The 17,472-nt window shown below is 45.6% G+C and carries 16 protein-coding genes; 7 read left to right on the forward strand and 9 right to left on the reverse strand.

Annotated features, from left to right (window positions below; translation table 11 throughout):
• Positions 1–109 precede the first annotated feature (109 nt).
• From UQW94_RS06490 to UQW94_RS06500, 3 genes are all read right to left on the reverse strand, one after another.
• Positions 110–796 (reverse strand): helix-turn-helix transcriptional regulator, encoded by a 687-nt coding sequence (locus UQW94_RS06490; RefSeq protein WP_213867539.1) that lies wholly within the window; start codon positions 794–796, stop codon positions 110–112.
• 47 nt (positions 797–843) lie between these two features.
• Positions 844–1,158 carry a hypothetical protein gene (locus UQW94_RS06495; protein ID WP_025637937.1) on the reverse strand — a complete coding sequence of 105 codons (315 nt, stop codon included), beginning with the start codon at positions 1,156–1,158 and terminating at the stop codon, positions 844–846.
• Between the two features lie 115 nt (positions 1,159–1,273).
• Positions 1,274–2,197: a LysR family transcriptional regulator gene (locus tag UQW94_RS06500; RefSeq protein ID WP_053307145.1), complete on the reverse strand. Its 924-nt coding sequence runs from the start codon at positions 2,195–2,197 to the stop codon at positions 1,274–1,276.
• Between the two features lie 138 nt (positions 2,198–2,335).
• On the opposite strand from UQW94_RS06500, the gene yjjG reads away from it, so the two are divergent.
• Positions 2,336–3,010, forward strand: coding sequence for a pyrimidine 5'-nucleotidase (gene yjjG / locus UQW94_RS06505; protein WP_005374109.1), 675 nt, complete (start codon positions 2,336–2,338; stop codon positions 3,008–3,010).
• Between the two features lie 51 nt (positions 3,011–3,061).
• Positions 3,062–3,601 (forward strand): NUDIX domain-containing protein, encoded by a 540-nt coding sequence (locus UQW94_RS06510; RefSeq protein ID WP_017635078.1) that lies wholly within the window; start codon positions 3,062–3,064, stop codon positions 3,599–3,601.
• A 79-nt stretch (positions 3,602–3,680) separates the two neighbouring features.
• Here the strand turns inward: UQW94_RS06510 and UQW94_RS06515 are convergent, their stop codons facing one another.
• The 4 genes from UQW94_RS06515 to UQW94_RS06530 all read right to left on the reverse strand — a co-directional run bounded on the left by UQW94_RS06515 (position 3,681) and on the right by UQW94_RS06530 (position 6,908).
• Positions 3,681–4,115, reverse strand: coding sequence for a hypothetical protein (locus UQW94_RS06515; protein WP_005480927.1), 435 nt, complete (start codon positions 4,113–4,115; stop codon positions 3,681–3,683).
• Positions 4,116–4,135: 20 nt separating this feature from the next.
• Positions 4,136–4,687 (reverse strand): YtfJ family protein, encoded by a 552-nt coding sequence (locus UQW94_RS06520; RefSeq protein WP_005374105.1) that lies wholly within the window; start codon positions 4,685–4,687, stop codon positions 4,136–4,138.
• 79 nt (positions 4,688–4,766) lie between these two features.
• Positions 4,767–5,486, reverse strand: a complete 720-nt coding sequence (locus UQW94_RS06525) for a carbonic anhydrase family protein (RefSeq protein ID WP_322142113.1) — start codon at positions 5,484–5,486, stop codon at positions 4,767–4,769.
• Positions 5,487–5,564: 78 nt separating this feature from the next.
• Complete coding sequence (locus tag UQW94_RS06530) at positions 5,565–6,908, reverse strand: OmpP1/FadL family transporter (RefSeq protein WP_322142114.1); 1,344 nt, start codon at positions 6,906–6,908, stop codon at positions 5,565–5,567.
• A 772-nt stretch (positions 6,909–7,680) separates the two neighbouring features.
• Between UQW94_RS06530 and UQW94_RS06535 the strand changes: the two genes are divergently transcribed.
• From UQW94_RS06535 to UQW94_RS06545, 3 genes are read left to right on the forward strand one after another with little or no spacing between them, the layout of a single operon-like run.
• Positions 7,681–8,856, forward strand: a complete 1,176-nt coding sequence (locus tag UQW94_RS06535; RefSeq protein WP_005384341.1) for an efflux RND transporter periplasmic adaptor subunit — start codon at positions 7,681–7,683, stop codon at positions 8,854–8,856.
• Between the two features lies 1 nt (position 8,857).
• A complete protein-coding gene (locus UQW94_RS06540; RefSeq protein ID WP_213903188.1) occupies positions 8,858–10,822 on the forward strand; it encodes a MacB family efflux pump subunit in 1,965 nt (654 codons plus the stop codon).
• 14 nt (positions 10,823–10,836) lie between these two features.
• Positions 10,837–12,213 (forward strand): efflux transporter outer membrane subunit, encoded by a 1,377-nt coding sequence (locus tag UQW94_RS06545; protein WP_322142115.1) that lies wholly within the window; start codon positions 10,837–10,839, stop codon positions 12,211–12,213.
• Between the two features lie 95 nt (positions 12,214–12,308).
• Here the strand turns inward: UQW94_RS06545 and UQW94_RS06550 are convergent, their stop codons facing one another.
• Complete coding sequence (locus UQW94_RS06550; protein WP_005374097.1) at positions 12,309–12,851, reverse strand: carboxymuconolactone decarboxylase family protein; 543 nt, start codon at positions 12,849–12,851, stop codon at positions 12,309–12,311.
• A gap of 111 nt (positions 12,852–12,962) precedes the next feature.
• On the opposite strand from UQW94_RS06550, the gene UQW94_RS06555 reads away from it, so the two are divergent.
• Positions 12,963–13,565, forward strand: a complete 603-nt coding sequence (locus UQW94_RS06555) for a TetR/AcrR family transcriptional regulator (RefSeq protein WP_047102806.1) — start codon at positions 12,963–12,965, stop codon at positions 13,563–13,565.
• A gap of 151 nt (positions 13,566–13,716) precedes the next feature.
• On the opposite strand, the gene UQW94_RS06560 is transcribed toward UQW94_RS06555, so the two are convergent.
• Complete coding sequence (locus UQW94_RS06560) at positions 13,717–14,973, reverse strand: type 2 secretion system lipase (RefSeq protein ID WP_017819748.1); 1,257 nt, start codon at positions 14,971–14,973, stop codon at positions 13,717–13,719.
• Between the two features lie 466 nt (positions 14,974–15,439).
• Between UQW94_RS06560 and UQW94_RS06565 the strand changes: the two genes are divergently transcribed.
• Positions 15,440–17,470 carry a S8 family serine peptidase gene (locus UQW94_RS06565; RefSeq protein WP_025768035.1) on the forward strand — a complete coding sequence of 677 codons (2,031 nt, stop codon included), beginning with the start codon at positions 15,440–15,442 and terminating at the stop codon, positions 17,468–17,470.
• The last annotated feature ends 2 nt before the right edge of the window (positions 17,471–17,472 follow it).

Consider the following 17,472-nt stretch of genomic DNA (forward strand, 5'->3'; position numbering starts at 1 on the left):
TTGCGCATCTGTTAAAAATGAAACATTAGTTTAACTAAACGTGCCTTTCCAAATATCTCGCATTGAGCAGAGCAATTTAGAATCCTTGTGATGGAAGGATGAAGAACACTCAATCTTTCGATTCATACTGCGCAATATAATGTTTGAGAGATTTGGTTTCCGCACTCTGAAACTCTTCATCGTGCATACGCAGTGCTTGGATACGGTCGAGGCGGAACTGGCGGTAGCCATCGCGCAATTCGCACCAGGCGACCAGCGTCCAGACTTTGCCCCAAAAGAACTGGCCTAACGGTTGGATTTTTCTTTCGGTCACTTGTCCGCTTTCATCTTGGTAATCCAAACTGACCTTAAACTGATGATCAATCGCGTGGCGCAGAAGCTGCCCTCGTTTGGCAGTCTCGGATTGGGTGTGATAATCGGGCACAATCAGCGGACAATCTTCCACTTGTTGTTTGAGCTTATCGGGCAATACCGAAAGTATTTTGGTGGACGCAGAGTGAGACGCTTCGGCGAGTTCAACATCCGACCAGGCTCGAACCATCCGCATACCCAGTTCAAGCGCCATCATCTCTTTTTCTGAGAACATCAAAGGCGGCAGATGAGAGCCAGCTTGCAACAGGTAGCCAACACCTGCTTCACCTTGAATCGGAACACCAGAACTAAGCAACGACTGAATATCGCGATAAATCGTACGTTCGCTAACTTCCATTCTTTCTGCGAGCTCTTTCGCTGTCACGGCGTAACGCTTTGCGCGCAGAAGCGTCAGTAGCTCAAACAGTCGTTCTGATTTGCTCATGATGTTCCTTATCTAGACCTACTGGTTGTTAGTGGTAGTGTGGCTGATTACTTCTCTAGCTCACTGCACATTTTTAAGTTGTGATGTTTAAGCTCGAAGCTTTCGCAGTCAATCATTGATAACAGAGGCTGAAATTCAACGGCTTGCTTAATCTGTTTTCCCGCCTGTTTTGCATCGTCCATTGAACGCCAGTAAATGATGTCTGTCCACACACCGTCAGTCGCTTCGTGACTGAGTGAGCGATACAAAAAGCCCGGCAGATTCTTCACAAACGTTTGTGACTGTTTGGCAGCGGCGATCACGTCTTGCTCTGTTGTGCCTGCGGTTAGACGAAATTGCACAGTTTCGATAACGGTTTCCATATTGTGATTCCTTATTGGTTTTGGCGGATTGCCTGTTGAGTTCCAAATAAGGTTACGCGGATGGAATGTCAGAACGTGTCAGTAGTGAAATCTCACTCACTTATCATCAATATGGTTATTTTTCTGGGCTATTGTAACGATCCCAGTAAGGTAAATCTGTGCCGAGCTTTTCGCTGATAAAATCGATAAAGGCTCTTACTTTCAACGGCATGTGCTTGCGCTCAGGGAACACCGCATAAATGGCGTGTTCTGGTAGAGAGTACTCTTCCATCACCGGTTTTAGATTTCCTGCGGCAAAGTCTCTTCCTGCAATAAATGTTGGCAGTTGAGCAATGCCCGAACCTCTTAACAGCAACTGGCGAATGGCTTCGCTGTTATTGACGATAAAGTTTCCTTTTGGAAGTACCTTGTATTCGCTGCCGTTGTTGATGAACATCCATTCGACGCCGCCACGGAAATAGGAGTAGCGCAGGCAGTTGTGACCGACTAAATCACTTGGTTTTTGTGGTGTTCCAAACTCCGCTAAGTAATCTGGTGAGGCACAAAGCACACTTTTACAAGGGGCGAGACGTTTTGCGATTAGATTGGAAGAGGTGAGTTCACCAATACGGATCCCCAAATCAAAACCGTCTTTAACCAAATCGACCATTTTGTCTTCGAGGTTTAAATCCACTTCAATTTTCGGGTAACGAGCGAGAAACTCGCTGATCAAAGGCGCGATATGCAGCACACCGAAAGACATCGGCACGGTAATTTTGAGCCGACCTTGTGGCGAGCCTTGCAGTTCCGATACCGCGTCTACGCCTTGCTGGGCTAGGTTGAGCGCTTGAGAGGCGTACTCAAAATAGCGTTCTCCTGCTTCGGTCAGGCTCAGCTTACGTGTAGTTCGATTAAGGAGACGAATGCCCAAATCGTCTTCTAGTTGGTTGATGCGTTTGCTGATCGCCGATTTCGTCAGATTCAGCTGTTTGGCCGCAAGGGAAAAGCTGCCGCATTCGACAACAGCAACAAAAACGGGCAGGGAGGCAATCGCGTTCACATCAATCTCCTATTATCGTGAAGCATTTATTGTTGAGCACAAGGATACAATTAATTTCCAATTATAGAGATTATCTTCAAGAAGAAAACAATCTAGACTATGCACCAGTATTACGACCTTGATTTTGGGAAGAAGAAAATGAAGTACGATTGGATCCTGTTTGACGCTGACGAAACCTTATTCCACTTTGATGCTTTCAAAGGTTTACAGCTTATGTTTTCTCGCAAAGGCGTAGATTTTACTGAACAAGATTTTGCTCATTACCAAACCGTAAACAAACCGCTTTGGGTGGATTACCAAGACGGCAAAGTAACGGCAGATGAGCTAAAACATAAGCGTTTTACCGAGTGGGCTGAGAAGTTGAATACCACAACAGCAGATCTCAATAGCGCATTTTTAGAAGCAATGGCCGATATTTGCAGCTTGTTGCCAGGTGCAAAAGAGCTGATGGAAGCGCTGCAAGGCAAAGCTAAAATGGGCATCATCACCAACGGTTTTACAGAGTTGCAAGCAATTCGCCTTGAGCGCACAGGGATGACTGAGTACTTCGATAAAGTGGTGATCTCTGAACAAGTGGGCGTAGCAAAACCGGACTTAGGTATTTTTGAATACGCGATGCAGCAAATGGGCAACCCATGCAAAACGCGCGTACTGATGGTGGGTGACAACCTGCATTCCGATATTCTGGGTGGTAATAATTTTGGTATTGAAACTTGCTGGTTAAATACCACAGGCGCAAGCGTCGATGAGCGTATCGCACCAAATTACACCGTTGAGTCTTTGAGTGAACTAAAGAACATTTTGGTGGCGTAACCGAATCGGGTATTATTCCGCAGTAACCCTCAGAAAAATCAAGGAATAACCATGTCAGACATCAAACAGCTAGACAGCAAAGTCGTTTACCAGAATAAGTGGATGACGGTGCGTGAGGACAAAATTTTACGTCCGAGCGGCGCAGAGGGCATCTATGGTGTGGTCGACAAACCTGATTGTGCTGCGATTCTGGCTATCGATAACGGGATGATTCACTTGGTTCAGCAGTACCGTTACACCGTAGGCCAACGTTGTTGGGAGATCCCACAAGGGGCGTGGGAATCAAACCCAGATGCGGATCATCTTGAGCTTGCCAAAGGCGAGCTGCGTGAAGAAACGGGCATGCAGGCGAGCGCAATGGCGTATGTTGGCGCGCAGTTTATCGCATACGGCTTTTTGAATCAGACATGTCACGTCTACTTCGCCACTGATTTAACGGACGTGGGCAATCAACTCGACAGTGAAGAAGAGGATTTGATCACTCGCGCTTTTTCTGTTGAGGAGTTCGAACAGATGATGATCGACGGCACGATCAAAGATTGTGTCACCATCGCCGCTTATGGTTTGGCGAAGCTGAAGAAATTCATTTAGTTATCCATGACGATTTTTTAATGAAAACAGCGGCCTAGTGCCGCTGTTTTTAGTTTGGGTGAGTTCGTTGAGCCATCGCTTACTCGTCGATTTTCTTACCTAAGATTTCCACTTGCGCTTTTTTGGTCACCCCCGCGACTTGCAGCGCTGTGCTGCCAACCGATTCATAGTTCAACTCGATTTTGTCTAACTTCGCGTTATCTTTTGTTGGTAGGCTTAAGCTTCTTGATGACATGCCTTTAGTCAGAACCCCTAAACTGTCGAACGTCTTTTCCTGACCATCTTTCATGATTACTTTAACGCTTTTCAGATCGACCGTACCTTGCGTACATTTGATTTTTATGTGGCTGAAACGAGCGTTAGCAAATGGTGACAGTGGATTGACTGTGTCGGTTTCCGATTTAAAACTGACGGTCTTATCTGCAATCTTATCCCAATCGTTGTCTCCTGCAACCGATTGGAAAGAGGCTACAGCCGCTAAAAGACAGAGTGCGATGGTGTTGAACAGTTTCATAGCTTTTCCTTACCTTAGGTTTAGATATTCTGTTTAATCAGTTCGATGACGTGTGTGACTTCGTCTTGAGTTAAAGCCCCTTCTTTCACGAATAAAATTTCGCCTTGTTTATTTTGTACGATAATCGCAGAACTTTCTTGCTGCAGATCCCAAGTTGTTGCTAATACGCCATTTTTGTCTAACACCATGGAAGACCAAGAGAATGTCTTTTTGCTGTCCTCTGCCGACGATTTTACAAATGTACCGGTTCCCCAGATGGCGTCTTCTTGGTTGATCACGGTTGTGGTCTGATACTGATCTTCAGGAAAGTGAGCGGCAGTGATTGCTGACATCAGCGGCGCGTTCATCTCTTTAGCTTTACTACGACCTGCAATGGCTTGTATCACACGGACTTTGCCTAACATCTGCTGAGTTGCCCAAGGTTGATAAGCCACATCGTCTCCTTGCAGCGTCATTTCGCCATAGGTATCAATGCTGACGGAAGGGGTGGTTTGACCGACAGAAAGGTTATGAGAGAAGGCGAGTGTCGGGGCGAGTGCGAGTAAGAGTGACAGAACAGATGGAGTTTTCATTGGGGGTTCCTGTAACTAAGTGAGGTTAGAGCGAATCAAAATAAGGGGCAAATACGATGCCCCTTATCGGATGTGGCGTTTAGTTAGAAAGTACAACGCGCGCATTTAGCGGTTGCAGCGGACGATTGTTTTGTCCCATGACTTCCATCAGTTTCGCGGCTTGATCTTTGGATAAGGTTTGAGTGTCTTTAAGCACAAACCATCGCACACCTTCTGAACATGGTGGTGTGGTTAAAGAGCCGTTAAATCGATAGTAGTTTGCAGCTTTTGGCAGTAAGTCGTTAATCTCAATAGTATCTTTAAAGAAAGTGGTTTGATTCTCTTGTGGGATTGCGTTGATCAGTTTAGACAGTGCTGCGTTTTGATCGCCAGCATCAAACATCACCGAAATTACCGCCAACTCGTCGTCTGCGTTGGCGTGTACAAAGTGCGCTTCAAGTGGATATTGGCGGCCTTTGATTTGGTTTTCTGAAGGTGTGTGGAAATGGAACTGTTGCAGCTCGAACGTCTCGCCATCGATGGTGAAGCTGTTACGTCCGTTCACTTGCGCTTGCAGCGTATGACCATTGTTGGTTAAACCAATGACCTGACCAGTGTACGAAAGGTTCAGTGCTTCCAGTTTTGCATCGGCTGGGTTGTCGATGTTGATTGGGCTTTGGTTTTTCGTGGTTGCGCAGTCTTTGGCGATTTCTCCCCAGTGTTCTGGCCCGTGTTTGTCATTGCCATAGCCCCATTCCGAAGCCTGAGCCGCGCTTAGAGTGAGAAGTGAGAGTGAAAAAGCAAGTAGTGTTTTGTTCATAATAATGTCTCTGTTCGGTCGCTTTGATAAGCGTTGTTACAAGGCAATGACCTAGAGGTTTGATCACTGCCTGACAAATTAGAAACGGTGGCTGAGTTGGGCACCAATTAGGAACGCATTTGAATGGGTCACACCCGTTACCATCGGTGCAGGAACACCTTCATACGCGTACTCTTCTACGTTGACATCTTCACCAATCAAGTACGTCATGCCGATGTCAACCGTGGTATCTGATGACCATTGGTAAGAGGCACCCGCAGATAACCAGTGACGGTTCGAATCTGGAATAGAAAGCGAAGTCAGCTCATCGACAGGTGTTTTGTCGAACATGTAACCCGTGCGAAGTGTCCAACGTTCATTGGCGTACCAAGTCGCACCGATGGAGTAGTGCGCGGAGTCTTGCCACTGAAAATCTTTTAGCAACTGATCATCAGCTTTCAAGCTGTCAAATGCTGACCAACCAATCCACTGCACAGAATAGTGCAGGGCAAATTTAGGTAAGACGCGGTGATAACCGGAAAACTCCGCAATATCCGGTAGCGGCATAGCAAGTGAGTCGTACGATTCGCCAGCAAAGTGGATGTCACCCTTGGCATCGATGTTAGGGCTGTGCTTGTAGCTCAAACCCAAGCGATGACGTTCGTTAAACTCGTACATCATGCCAATGTTCGCGCCAAGCCCAATGCCGCCAGCTTCCACATCAAGTGCGTTGCCTTTTACGGCTCCGCAACGTTGTTCTAGTTCGTTTCCAAGTATGTTCCCACCAACGCAAACACCCACGTCCATATCGCGGTACAGCTCACCAGAGCCGTAAATCACATCAATACCACCACCGATACTAAAACGATCGCTCACCTTGTATGCCAAGCTTGCGCCAAGGTTGACACTCGCTACGCTGGTGACACCGCCAAAAACAGGTGCGCCATAGTTTGGTTTAAACTCCATGTCGGTTCCGAAGTTGGAGTATGCCGATAAGCCTAGATACCAGTCGTCGTTGATAGGGTGAATAAAGTAAAAATTGGGTACAACGGCTGGTTGACCAACGCCATCGACGTCATCAATGTCGGTCACGGTTTGAGAGAAGGACGGGGTAATGTCAACTTGAGGGGACGGAGGAAAACCGCCCATACCAACATTGACATCCGCATTAATGTTAGCTCGATGATATTGCGCATTTTTAACGGTAACGTCAGGTTTGACGTAAGTGACACCGAACGATAAGGCATTTTGTTTAAACAGCGTCATCGCTGCGGCGTTGCGGCTGACTACAGACGCATTATCACCAATAACAGCATCACCAGCAAAAGCACGACCAAGACCCGTCGCCGAATGTTCGTTAATTTGAAAACCACCGGCATACGCCGTCGATGAGGCTAACCCGATTAATAAATAAATCGGTGAAAGAGTTAATTGTCGCTGCATGTTTTTTCTCATGAATTAATTAGAGGTTGTATTGCAACGAAAAGAAGTAAAATAAACAAATCTGACCAGTACATTTAGGGGTAAAACTAACAGTATGTTGACAATAAATAGATTTAAATTAATAAATATTTATTGATGAATTTATTAATGGTTGATGTCGTGAATGTGGTGATTATTTTACGTGTAAATTAAACTCAGAGCCCCTATTTTTATTTTTGCGGTATTACTTCTCTATTTTTATTGTGCTGACTGTCCCCTAACAAACAGAGGCAAATCCAGCGATAAAGTGTCCGTGATGGAAACTCTGAGTCATTTGTATTTCCATTGCATCCCAACGTTGGTAGTTCGAATCAGCAAGAGAACTATCGTTTTAAACCCACATGACACACTCCTCTCGGTCTTACCTGTGTTATGTGGGTATTTTTTATTTCACTTGTCACTTAACTCCTCTTGAAATTCAATAATTAAAAATGGCCATAATGAAATCTAAATGGATGGAATGTTGAATAATTTTGGATTTTACTGGTTTGTTGGTATTTAAAAGTTTTGTTTATAATACTTATAACTTGAATTTCTATATTAAAAATGATCTTTGTTATATTTATTGAATGATAAAGTTTTGAAGTGACTATAATATCTCGGATTTTTCACGTTAGTGAAGTTATTCATTCAGTTTCTTGACGTTAATTTACCTATCTTTACGTCTCGTACCCTGTACGGCTAAGACAAATAGCAGTATAAAATCAAAACGATTATTTACTTCACTCCTGCTATGAAACTCAATAAAAAATGGCTCGTTTTGTGTGGCCTACTTGCTATTGGTGCTGGTGGTTATCATTATCTGCAACGTCCAGAACCCATTTCTCCTTACGCGACAGAAGTCGTTCGCAAAGGCAATATCGAAAAGGCGGTATTAGCTAACGGCATGTTGCAAGCGTCCAAATTGGTGAATGTAGGTGCGCAAGTATCTGGGCAAATTCAACGCCTCGCTGTGAACTTAGGGGATGAGATAAAACAGGGGGACTTGATTGCACAGATTGACAGCCTGACTCAGCAAAACAGCCTCAAAGAAGCCCAAGCGTCTCTTAATAGTCTCAACGCTCAGTACCAGGCTAAGCAAGCGCAGATTAAACAAGCAAACTATGAATACGTGCGCCAAAAAGGCATGTTGGCAGCGAAAGCGAGCTCACGAGCTGATTACGAGAATGCCGAAGCGACGCTCGCCATCTACAAAGCCGAGTTAGCGCAACTGGATGCCGAAATCGAGAAAGCCAAAATCAACGTCGACAATGCGCAGTTAGATCTCGGTTACACCACCATCAACGCACCGATGGATGGCACGGTGGTCTACACCGCGGTGGAAGAAGGACAAACCGTAAACGCCAATCAAACCACGCCAACTATTATCGAGTTAGCCAAGTTAGATACGATGACGGTGAAAGCTGAAATTTCGGAAGCAGATGTGATTTTTGTTCACCCAGGCCAAACGGCGCTGTTCACCATTTTAGGTAAACCGAATCAGCAGTTTAAAGGTACATTGCGCGCCATTGAGCCGGGGCCAACCATCATGGATGGCGATGACAGCGATTTGAGCATTTCAGATAGCGACGCCATTTACTACAACGCTGTATTTGATGTGAAGAACCCGCAAGGTATTTTGCGCATCGGCATGACTGCGCAAGTTTCGATTGTCCTTGAGCAATCGGAAAATACCTTGATTGTCCCTTCACAAGTGCTGCAAAAATCTGGCGGCAAAGGCAACTATACCGTGCCAGTGCTTGAACAGGGCCAAGTGGTGCAAAAGCCCGTGACAGTGGGTATTAACAACAAAGTGAACGCAGAAATTCTCTCAGGTTTGAAGGAGGGCGACCAAGTTGTTCTTGGCAATGCTATGGATGGAGAATCATCAAGCCGAGGTGATCGTCGTCGACCTCCAATGAGGTTCTAAGATGAGTGACGTGCTTTTAAAAGTTGAGGATTTAACTCGACGTTTTGTCTCTGGCGACGAGTCGCTTACTGTGTTGAACCACATTAATTTAGAGATAAAACGCGGTGAAATGGTCGCGATCGTGGGGGCTTCGGGCTCAGGTAAATCGACGCTGATGAATTTGCTCGGCTGCTTGGATAAACCGTCCAGCGGTCGATACTTCATTAATGGGCAAGATGTCTCGACGTTGGAATCCGACCAACTGGCGGAACTGCGCCGTGAGTATTTTGGCTTTATATTCCAGCGTTACCATCTGCTGGGGGATTTAACCGCGGTGGCAAACGTTGAAGTACCTGCGGTTTACGCGGGAGTTCCTCATCGTCAAAGAACGGAGCGAGCGCAGTCACTATTGGCTCGCTTGGGGCTGGAAGATCGTTTGACTCACAAGCCCAGCCAGCTGAGTGGTGGCCAGCAACAGCGCGTGAGTGTTGCTCGTGCACTGATGAACGGTGGTGAGGCGATTCTCGCTGATGAGCCCACTGGCGCATTAGACAGTCACAGTGGGCAAGAGATGATGGCTCTGCTTAAAGAGTTGCATCAACTTGGGCATACGATCATCTTAGTGACTCATGATATGAACGTGGCGAACTTTGCGGATCGCATCATTGAAATCAAAGATGGTGAAATCATTGCAGATACGCCAAATGCACAAGTTGTAATTAATGAGCAAGCAGAAAAGACACCGAGCGCATCTTTTCATCGCGCAGCGCAAGCCGCCAGTAAGTGGTGGAAGTGGGACAGTTTTATTGACGCGCTAAAAATGGCGTTGCTGGCGATGTCTAGCCACAGAATGCGCACGTTTTTGACCATGCTCGGCATCATTATTGGTATAGCCTCGGTGGTTTCCGTGGTGGCACTAGGTAATGGTTCACAACAGCAAATTTTGTCGAATATTTCATCCATGGGAACAAACACCATTGATGTCAGGCCGGGCAAAGGGTTTGGTGACCGCCGCTCCGGACGAGTGAAAACGCTAACCGCCGACGATGCTAAATCGTTGGAGAGTCTGCCTTTTGTCGACAGTGTCACGCCGTCTTTATCCAACAGCTTAACCGTGCGTTACGCCAATCAGGATGCAACCGCGTCTGTGGAAGGGGTTGGGGAAGATTATTTCCGTGTGCGCGGTTATGAGATCGCCAAAGGTCAGTTTTGGGATGAAGAGAGCGTGAATTCGCTCGCCCAAGAAGCAGTGATTGATGACAACACCAGAAAGGAAATGTTTGCGGATAGAAATCCGATTGGTGAAGTGATTTTTCTTGGTTCATTGCCAGTGCGTATTGTGGGTGTCACGCAGAAAAAAGAAGACGCGTTTGGTAACAGCGACGCGCTGAAAATTTGGGTGCCATACACCACTATGTCGGGACGCATGATGGGACAACGCTACCTCAACGGCATTACTGTACGGATTGATGAGAACGCCCCAAGTGCGGCGGTAGAGCAGAGCATCATCAACTTGTTAAAAATGCGCCACGGTACAGAAGATTTCTTCACGATTAACACTGACACCATTCGTCAGAGCATCGAGAAAACCACCGCAACCATGACGTTACTGATCTCAGCGATTGCGGTGATCTCCCTAATTGTCGGCGGAATTGGCGTAATGAACATCATGTTGGTGTCGGTGACAGAGCGCACGAAAGAGATCGGTGTGCGAATGGCTGTAGGTGCGCGGCAAGCGGATATTTTGCGTCAGTTTTTGATTGAAGCGGTACTAGTGTGTTTGTGTGGTGGCATTGCTGGTATTGGCTTGGCGTTTTTGATTGGTTTTGCATTCAGTACATCTGGCAGCAGCTTCCAAATGATTTACTCAATGAACTCGATCATCTGGGCGTTTATTTGCTCAACGTTGATTGGCATCGCTTTCGGCTTTTTACCCGCTCGCAATGCCGCCAAACTCGATCCTATAGAAGCGCTAGCGAGAGACTAAAAATGAGTAACACAATGAAATTCAAGACTCGATTGGTCGCGGCTGCCTTAAGCGCAGTGTGGTTGTCAGGTTGTGGTTCGCTTATGCGTAGCGACTATCAAGCTCCTGAGGTGCAAGTGCCTGCAAATTGGCAACAGATGCATGTTGCGGGTGATGTCAGTATGGATCCTTGGTGGTTGGCGTTTAACGACCCAACGCTTAATCAATACATTACTCAGGTGTTGGCTCAAAACAACGATTTGACGCTGGCAACGCTAACGCTAAAGAAAGCGCGTTTACAGCTGGGTTTAACGCAAGATGACTTTTTCCCTACGTTGAGTTCTTCCACATCAGGACAAGTTCAAAAATCTCTTGATAGCGGGGAATCGGCAGATAGCTACAGCACTAACTTGTCCGTCAATTACGAGTTGGATTTGTGGGGAAAAATCTCGGCAGACGTTGACCAAGCCAAGTGGACGGCGATGGCAAGTCAACAAGATCGCGAGGCGACCGCACAAAGTTTGGTGGCAACGACGGCATCGTTATATTGGCAAATCGGCTATCTAAAACAGCGCTTAAACCTCAGTCAGCGTAATGTGGCAGACGCAGCTCAAACGCTACAATTGATTGAAAAACAGTACCAACTTGGCGCTGTGGATCAGTTAGATGTGCTTGAAGCCAAACGTACGTTGGCAAGCTTACAAGCGCAGCAAAGTGAGTTTGAACAGAGTTTACTTGAGGCAAACTACGCCTTTGCGATTTTGTTCAATCAACCGCCGAAGAGCATCAGTGCAAACATCCAAATGCTGCCTGAAGGCGATATGCCATCGTTGAGTGTTGGTGCTCCGTCTGATTTATTGATCCGCAGACCCGACATTAAAGCAGCGATTTACGAAGTCAAAGCCGCGCTAGCAAATAAAGACGCAGCAGATTTGGACTATTTGCCTAAGCTGACGCTCACTGGGGCTTTGGGGGGATCGTCACAAGCGCTCAAAAACCTGCTTTCCAACCCGATCGGCAGTTTAGGTGCGGATATGACGCTACCGTTTTTGCAGTGGAATGAGATGAAAAACAGCCAAGCCATTGCCGATTTAGACTATCAATCGGCCATTGTGAGCTATCGCCAAGTGTTGTACGCCGCATTCCAAGATGTCGAAAATGCCTTGTCGGCACGAGAAAAATTGAAGTATCAAGCGGCGCGTTTACAAGAACAATATGATGCCGCAAGTGCCGCTGAGTCCATATATGCTGCGCGGTATCAGTATGGCTCGACATCGATCATGGACTATTTGAATGCCCAAGAAGACACCAGAAACGCACAAGCTTCTTTGTTGGAGAACCGCTACAACCAGTTTCTCACTCAGGTTACGCTTTACCAGTCTTTAGGAGGAACCGACGTTGCGCCGTTGTAATTAGGTGTCAGCTCACACTAGCGAAGCGCCATGCAACAAAGCCTTTTTGAAGGTATTACTGGTCCCATGAATGGGACCAGTAATAAAAGCTTAAGTTACTTGGCGAACTTCTTGAAAGGTGCATCAACCGGGGTGTCAGCTAGGTGATTGGTGTAGTTACTCATCACTTTTTGCGCTAGACCAAGAACAATTTCAAGCAGTTGCTGCTGTCCGTAACCCGCCGCAAAGAATTTCTCTATCTGAGACTCTTCCACTACACCACGTTGGCGCACCATTTGAAGCGTTGTCTCTCGTAGTGTTTCAAGTTTTTCGTCTGCCAATGGTGTTTGGTTGACGAGAGCATCGACAATCTCCTGATCCACTTTCATTGACGCCGCGATCGCACTATGAGCAGGAACGCAGTAGTGACAACCATGTTCAACGTTGATGGTTTGCCATACGACGGTCAATTCTTCTGCGTTAAATGATGTTTGTTGAAAGAGCTCATGCACAACTTGATAACCCTCAAGCAAGGTTGGCGCTTCAGCCATAACAGCATGAAGATTTGGTAGCATGCCAAACGCTTTGACTGAATTTTCAATCAGGTGCTTTGATCCTTCGGGTGCGTTTTCTGCGGTATACAGTTTAAATTCTGCCATGTTTAAATCTCCTGTAATTGGATATGAGCGGATTATGCAAGAACAGGATAGTTGATTTTGAGCGGTCGCTCAATATAAAATTGAGCATATGTTCAAAATTGATAATTGCTCATGGCGAATACAAAGAAATTCCAACGTGATGAAGTGGTGAAAGCCGCCTCGGATCTATTCTGGAAGAAAGGTTTTCATGCAACATCTACACGTGATTTACAAGATAGCGTTAATCTGCGTCCTGGAAGTATTTATGCGACGTTTGGGTCAAAAGAGGGGCTATATTGTGAAGCGCTAAAAATGTACGTTGCGAACTTACAAGCCCTGTTTGAGTTGCATTTAGCTCAGAACACAACGGTTCTAGATGCAATAGAAGCTTTCGCGATTGATGTGGTTATCAATCAGCGAGACTCTAATCCCAGTGAAGTGTGCATGTTAGTCAAATCAGCAAGTGAATTTGCTGAGGATTTTAATGCGCTGCGCAATCAAACAAACAGCTTAGCAAACCAATTTGAATCTTTTCTTGCAAAGCTGTTTGAGCGAGCAATCGAGAATGGCGAAATTGAAGCCCAGGATACATTGCTTCTTGCTCAGTTGTTCCAGGTTCAGTTTACGGGTATACGAGCCTACTCATACCGCAGTGATGATGTAACCTTAAAGACGTTGATCTCTATTATGGTGAACAGCTTCCGCGGTAACGTACCAAAACAGAACGCTGAATGAGACTGCTCAAAGTCAACGTCTCTAAATCAACGGCTTGAAGTAAGCGAGCTCAAATAAACCCGTTATCGGGGGTCGATATCGATAAAAAATGACCACGAAGCATCGTGGTCATTTTTATGCAGATTAACTTGCAATGAACAACAACGGCTTATTAAAAGCGAAACTCTTCTAAGTTATTGCTGCTTTCTAACATTTTTTCAGCCACATAACGATGCGTTGCTGTGGTTGGGTGAGTCACATCCCAGAACACGAACTTATCTGCGCCAGATGCTGCACATTCAGAACGTAATGAGTGAGTGTACATGTAGTCAACAGAGGATGAACGGTTGATGTCTAAGCAAGGGTCGCTTGCATTTACGAAACCGTGTTCTTCTGGTGCCGAGGTTAACTTCTCAAACAGTGCGTGTGTATCAAACAATGCGATGTTGTAGCCTTGGGCTTTGTAGTACATCGCTTGTGCTTTGATGAACTCGTTCATCTTCAATACTTTCGCACGAATCGTTTCAATTTCTTCCTGTGTTGAGTATTTGAACTGTGGTGCTTTGGTTGCATCTGGCAGTGTCATCAACATGAAGTTCTTCGCGCCAGCGTCTGTTAAACGAATCAGAGCTTCAGCGTAATCCGCTTTTACTTCCGGCACGCTACGGTTGTAGTTCATGAAGTCATTTAAACCAAACTCTAACGTAAACAATGTGTTAGCAGGGTTGTAGTTCTTCGCCAGCTTTGTGTAGGTTAAGTAAGAAGAAACTTGTTCGCCGACACCAGTTAGCGCGATGTATTGGTTTTCACCTGCTGCGCCACCAACTGCCCAGTTGTATAGCGGTAAGTTTTTGGCTTTAGCAACGTATTCCGTCCAAACAAAACCGTTTGAGAAGTGACCCAAGAACCAGCTATTCGGGTTAGGGAAGCGCCATTGGGACGCGTTAAAGATGTTGCCTGTATCAGACAAGCTATCGCCCAAAGCCACTACTTTGTTTATTTGATCTGGTTGCATTGCAGCATCATTGCTCCAGATCGTGTGGTTATAAGAATAACGATTGTCAGCAGCAAAAAATGTAATGTCTGCGTTCTCGTTCGCTAGATCTAGTGTTTCTTCACAACGCTGACGAATTACGTTTTGTGAGGTATTGGTGTAGAACATGTTTTTAAATGAAACAGAGCTCCACCAATAGCCATCGATAGTGAAGTCACTACCATCTTGGTTTTTTGCCCATTTCCAATCGGTAGCCGCATCGTCCTTAGAGTGGCTCGTACGATACCAGCATCGAACGTACGTATAAGTTTGATTTTCTTGCGCGCTAACCACTTCAGCCGCAGAAACCATTGCTGGTGATAAAGTTGGCTCCTCTGCAATGGCGGAGGCAAGCGGAAGTAATGCAGTTAATAGTGTGATTGTTTTTTTCATCATTCACTCTTCTTGTAATGGTTATTGTTCCGAATGCGTGAATACGCTCGGCTATAACAGTATTTAGATGAGAATTTTTCTCACTAAACCTTCTAATTCTGAGTAAATGCTCAAGACAGTCAACAACTAAATATTCAATATTTCAGTTTTGGCACCACGGTCAAAAAATCCATTCAGCATAGCAATCGATTAAATGGGTGATATTTAGAATAATTACTCACTAACATTAATTTAACATTCACTTTTTGTTAATTAAGTAATTGCTTTATAAGGTTTTGTAGATAATTTTTAATGTTAACTTAAAGTGTTTATTGAATGATCTTTTGTACAAATTTGTATATTCATGAAACAAATTGTTTGGCATTTTTGCTCTGTAAACTATAGCTGAAGCTCTCATGCAAACATCATGATGATGACTTTTCATGAGAATATAGTGAATAAAAATTAGCTCAAATAAGGAATAGGGCAAATGCACTACACAACAAGTAAAAAACAAGGCTTATTTTCGTTGTCTGCCGTAGCAATAGCACTGACCACTTCGATGTCAGCGTTTGCGGCTCCACCAATGGGATTTGATGAATCTAAGTTACCGACGAAGTACATCGTCAAATTCAAAGAAGATGCAGTCAGCCGTTCTTCAATGGGGGGTAACTCATTCTGGGGGCCACGAATCGCGCAGGAGTCTGTTCTAGAACAGGTGAAGGCACGTAAGGTGGAAAAACTGGGCAATCGCGCCATTTACAGCGTTGAATTGGATGGCGATGACTTAGAGCCGCTTCGCAACCGTAGTGATGTGGAATACGTGGAAGTCGATCCACCTCGCTATTTGCTCAGCGAAACGACTCCATGGGGATATGAAGCGGTTAATGCTCAACTGTTAGCTGACTTCAATGCGGGTAATCGCACTGTATGTATTATCGATTCAGGGTACGACATTTCGCACAACGACCTAAGCGGAAACCGCGTTGCTGGTACTAACGATAGTGGTACGGGATCATGGAGTGATCCGGGTAACAACAATGCCCACGGTACTCACGTCGCGGGTACGATTGCTGCGATTGCCAACACCGAAGGTGTAAAGGGTGTGATGCCAAACCAGAATGTGAATTTGCACATCGTGAAAGTATTTAACGAATCGGGTTGGGGTTACTCATCTGGGCTTGTTAAAGCAATCCAAACCTGTGCCGATAATGGTGCTAACGTTGTGAACATGAGCCTTGGTGGTAGTCAATCAAGCCGAACTGAGCAAAATGCACTGCAAAATATTTACGATCAAGGCGTTCTATTGATCGCCGCAGCGGGTAATGATGGCAATACAGCGCACAGCTATCCAGCTTCTTATGACTCAGTGATGTCTGTTGCGGCTGTTGATAATCAAAATGATCATGCAGCGTTCTCACAATCTACTAATCAAGTTGAGATCTCAGGCCCGGGTGTGGCGATCTTATCAACGGTTACGGTAGGTGAAGGTAAACTTTCTGATATTACCTTGAATGGTGTCAGTCAGTTTGATCGTGGGATTGTTCCTCACAATCGTTTGATCAATAACGGTTCTTCGTATGTTCCGGATCCAATCGCGGGTTCAGTAACTGCAACGCTAGATAGCTGTGATGTCTCTGGCGGTAACTTTAACTGTGGTGATATGTCGGGCAAAATTTGTTTGACTGAGCGTATCGGCAACCAGTCTTCAGGAAACTACCCTGAAGTAGATGCGGTTCAGGCTTGTTACAATGCGGGTGCGCGAGCTGCAATCGTATACAGCAACTCTGAACTACCTGGTTTACAAAACCCTTTCTTGGTAGACACAAACAACGCTTATCGTATGGTTTCGGTAACGGTTGATCGTGCATTTGGTCAAGAGCTATTGGGGTATGTTGGTCAGGAAATTACTGTTGCAACAACCTCTGGTGAAGATTACGAGTACTACAATGGTACATCAATGGCGACACCGCACGTAACGGGCGTAGCTGGCTTGGTGTGGAGTTACCACCCAACCTGTACAGCAGCGCAAGTACGTAATGCCCTAGTGAAAACTGCAACAGATATTGATGTTGCTGGTCGAGACAACCGTACTGGCCACGGCCTAGTTAATGCTGAAGCGGCGAAGCTGTTCTTGGACGCTGGCTGTAATGGACCTGATGGTGGTAGCTCTTCGGACTCTAGCTTCTCAAATACCAGCCCTGTTGCGATTCCAGATAATAAATCTTCTGGCGCAATCAGTGCAGTAGAAGTCGATCGCTCTGGTGATTCAGGCACAGTAAGTATTGACGTTGATATTAGCCACACTTACATCGGTGATCTACGAGTGACTTTAACGTCACCGACTGGTGGAGAAGTTGTACTTCACAATAATACTGGCGGCAGCGCTAACGATATAAAAAACACGTTCCAAGCGGATTTTTCTGGTTTTGAATCGCAAGGCACATGGGAACTAAAAGCGGTGGACAGTGCCAGAAGAGACACAGGCACCATCAACAGTTGGACTCTGACCTTTCAATAAGG

It is taken from the genome of Vibrio sp. PBL-C16 (assembly GCF_034321865.1).
Classification (GTDB): domain Bacteria; phylum Pseudomonadota; class Gammaproteobacteria; order Enterobacterales; family Vibrionaceae; genus Vibrio; species Vibrio alginolyticus.

Bases quoted from the DNA above. Each gene is read 5' to 3' on its own strand.
- UQW94_RS06490 (WP_213867539.1), bottom strand. From the start codon at position 796: ATGAGCAAATCAGAACGACTGTTTGAGCTACTGACGCTTCTGCGCGCA.
- UQW94_RS06495 (WP_025637937.1), bottom strand. From the start codon at position 1,158: ATGGAAACCGTTATCGAAACTGTGCAATTTCGTCTAACCGCAGGCACA.
- yjjG (WP_005374109.1), top strand. From the start codon at position 2,336: ATGAAGTACGATTGGATCCTGTTTGACGCTGACGAAACCTTATTCCAC.
- UQW94_RS06510 (WP_017635078.1), top strand. From the start codon at position 3,062: ATGTCAGACATCAAACAGCTAGACAGCAAAGTCGTTTACCAGAATAAG.
- UQW94_RS06515 (WP_005480927.1), bottom strand. From the start codon at position 4,115: ATGAAACTGTTCAACACCATCGCACTCTGTCTTTTAGCGGCTGTAGCC.
- UQW94_RS06520 (WP_005374105.1), bottom strand. From the start codon at position 4,687: ATGAAAACTCCATCTGTTCTGTCACTCTTACTCGCACTCGCCCCGACA.
- UQW94_RS06525 (WP_322142113.1), bottom strand. From the start codon at position 5,486: ATGAACAAAACACTACTTGCTTTTTCACTCTCACTTCTCACTCTAAGC.
- UQW94_RS06530 (WP_322142114.1), bottom strand. From the start codon at position 6,908: ATGCAGCGACAATTAACTCTTTCACCGATTTATTTATTAATCGGGTTA.
- UQW94_RS06535 (WP_005384341.1), top strand. From the start codon at position 7,681: ATGAAACTCAATAAAAAATGGCTCGTTTTGTGTGGCCTACTTGCTATT.
- UQW94_RS06540 (WP_213903188.1), top strand. From the start codon at position 8,858: ATGAGTGACGTGCTTTTAAAAGTTGAGGATTTAACTCGACGTTTTGTC.
- UQW94_RS06545 (WP_322142115.1), top strand. From the start codon at position 10,837: ATGAAATTCAAGACTCGATTGGTCGCGGCTGCCTTAAGCGCAGTGTGG.
- UQW94_RS06550 (WP_005374097.1), bottom strand. From the start codon at position 12,851: ATGGCAGAATTTAAACTGTATACCGCAGAAAACGCACCCGAAGGATCA.
- UQW94_RS06555 (WP_047102806.1), top strand. From the start codon at position 12,963: ATGGCGAATACAAAGAAATTCCAACGTGATGAAGTGGTGAAAGCCGCC.
- UQW94_RS06560 (WP_017819748.1), bottom strand. From the start codon at position 14,973: ATGATGAAAAAAACAATCACACTATTAACTGCATTACTTCCGCTTGCC.
- UQW94_RS06565 (WP_025768035.1), top strand. From the start codon at position 15,440: ATGCACTACACAACAAGTAAAAAACAAGGCTTATTTTCGTTGTCTGCC.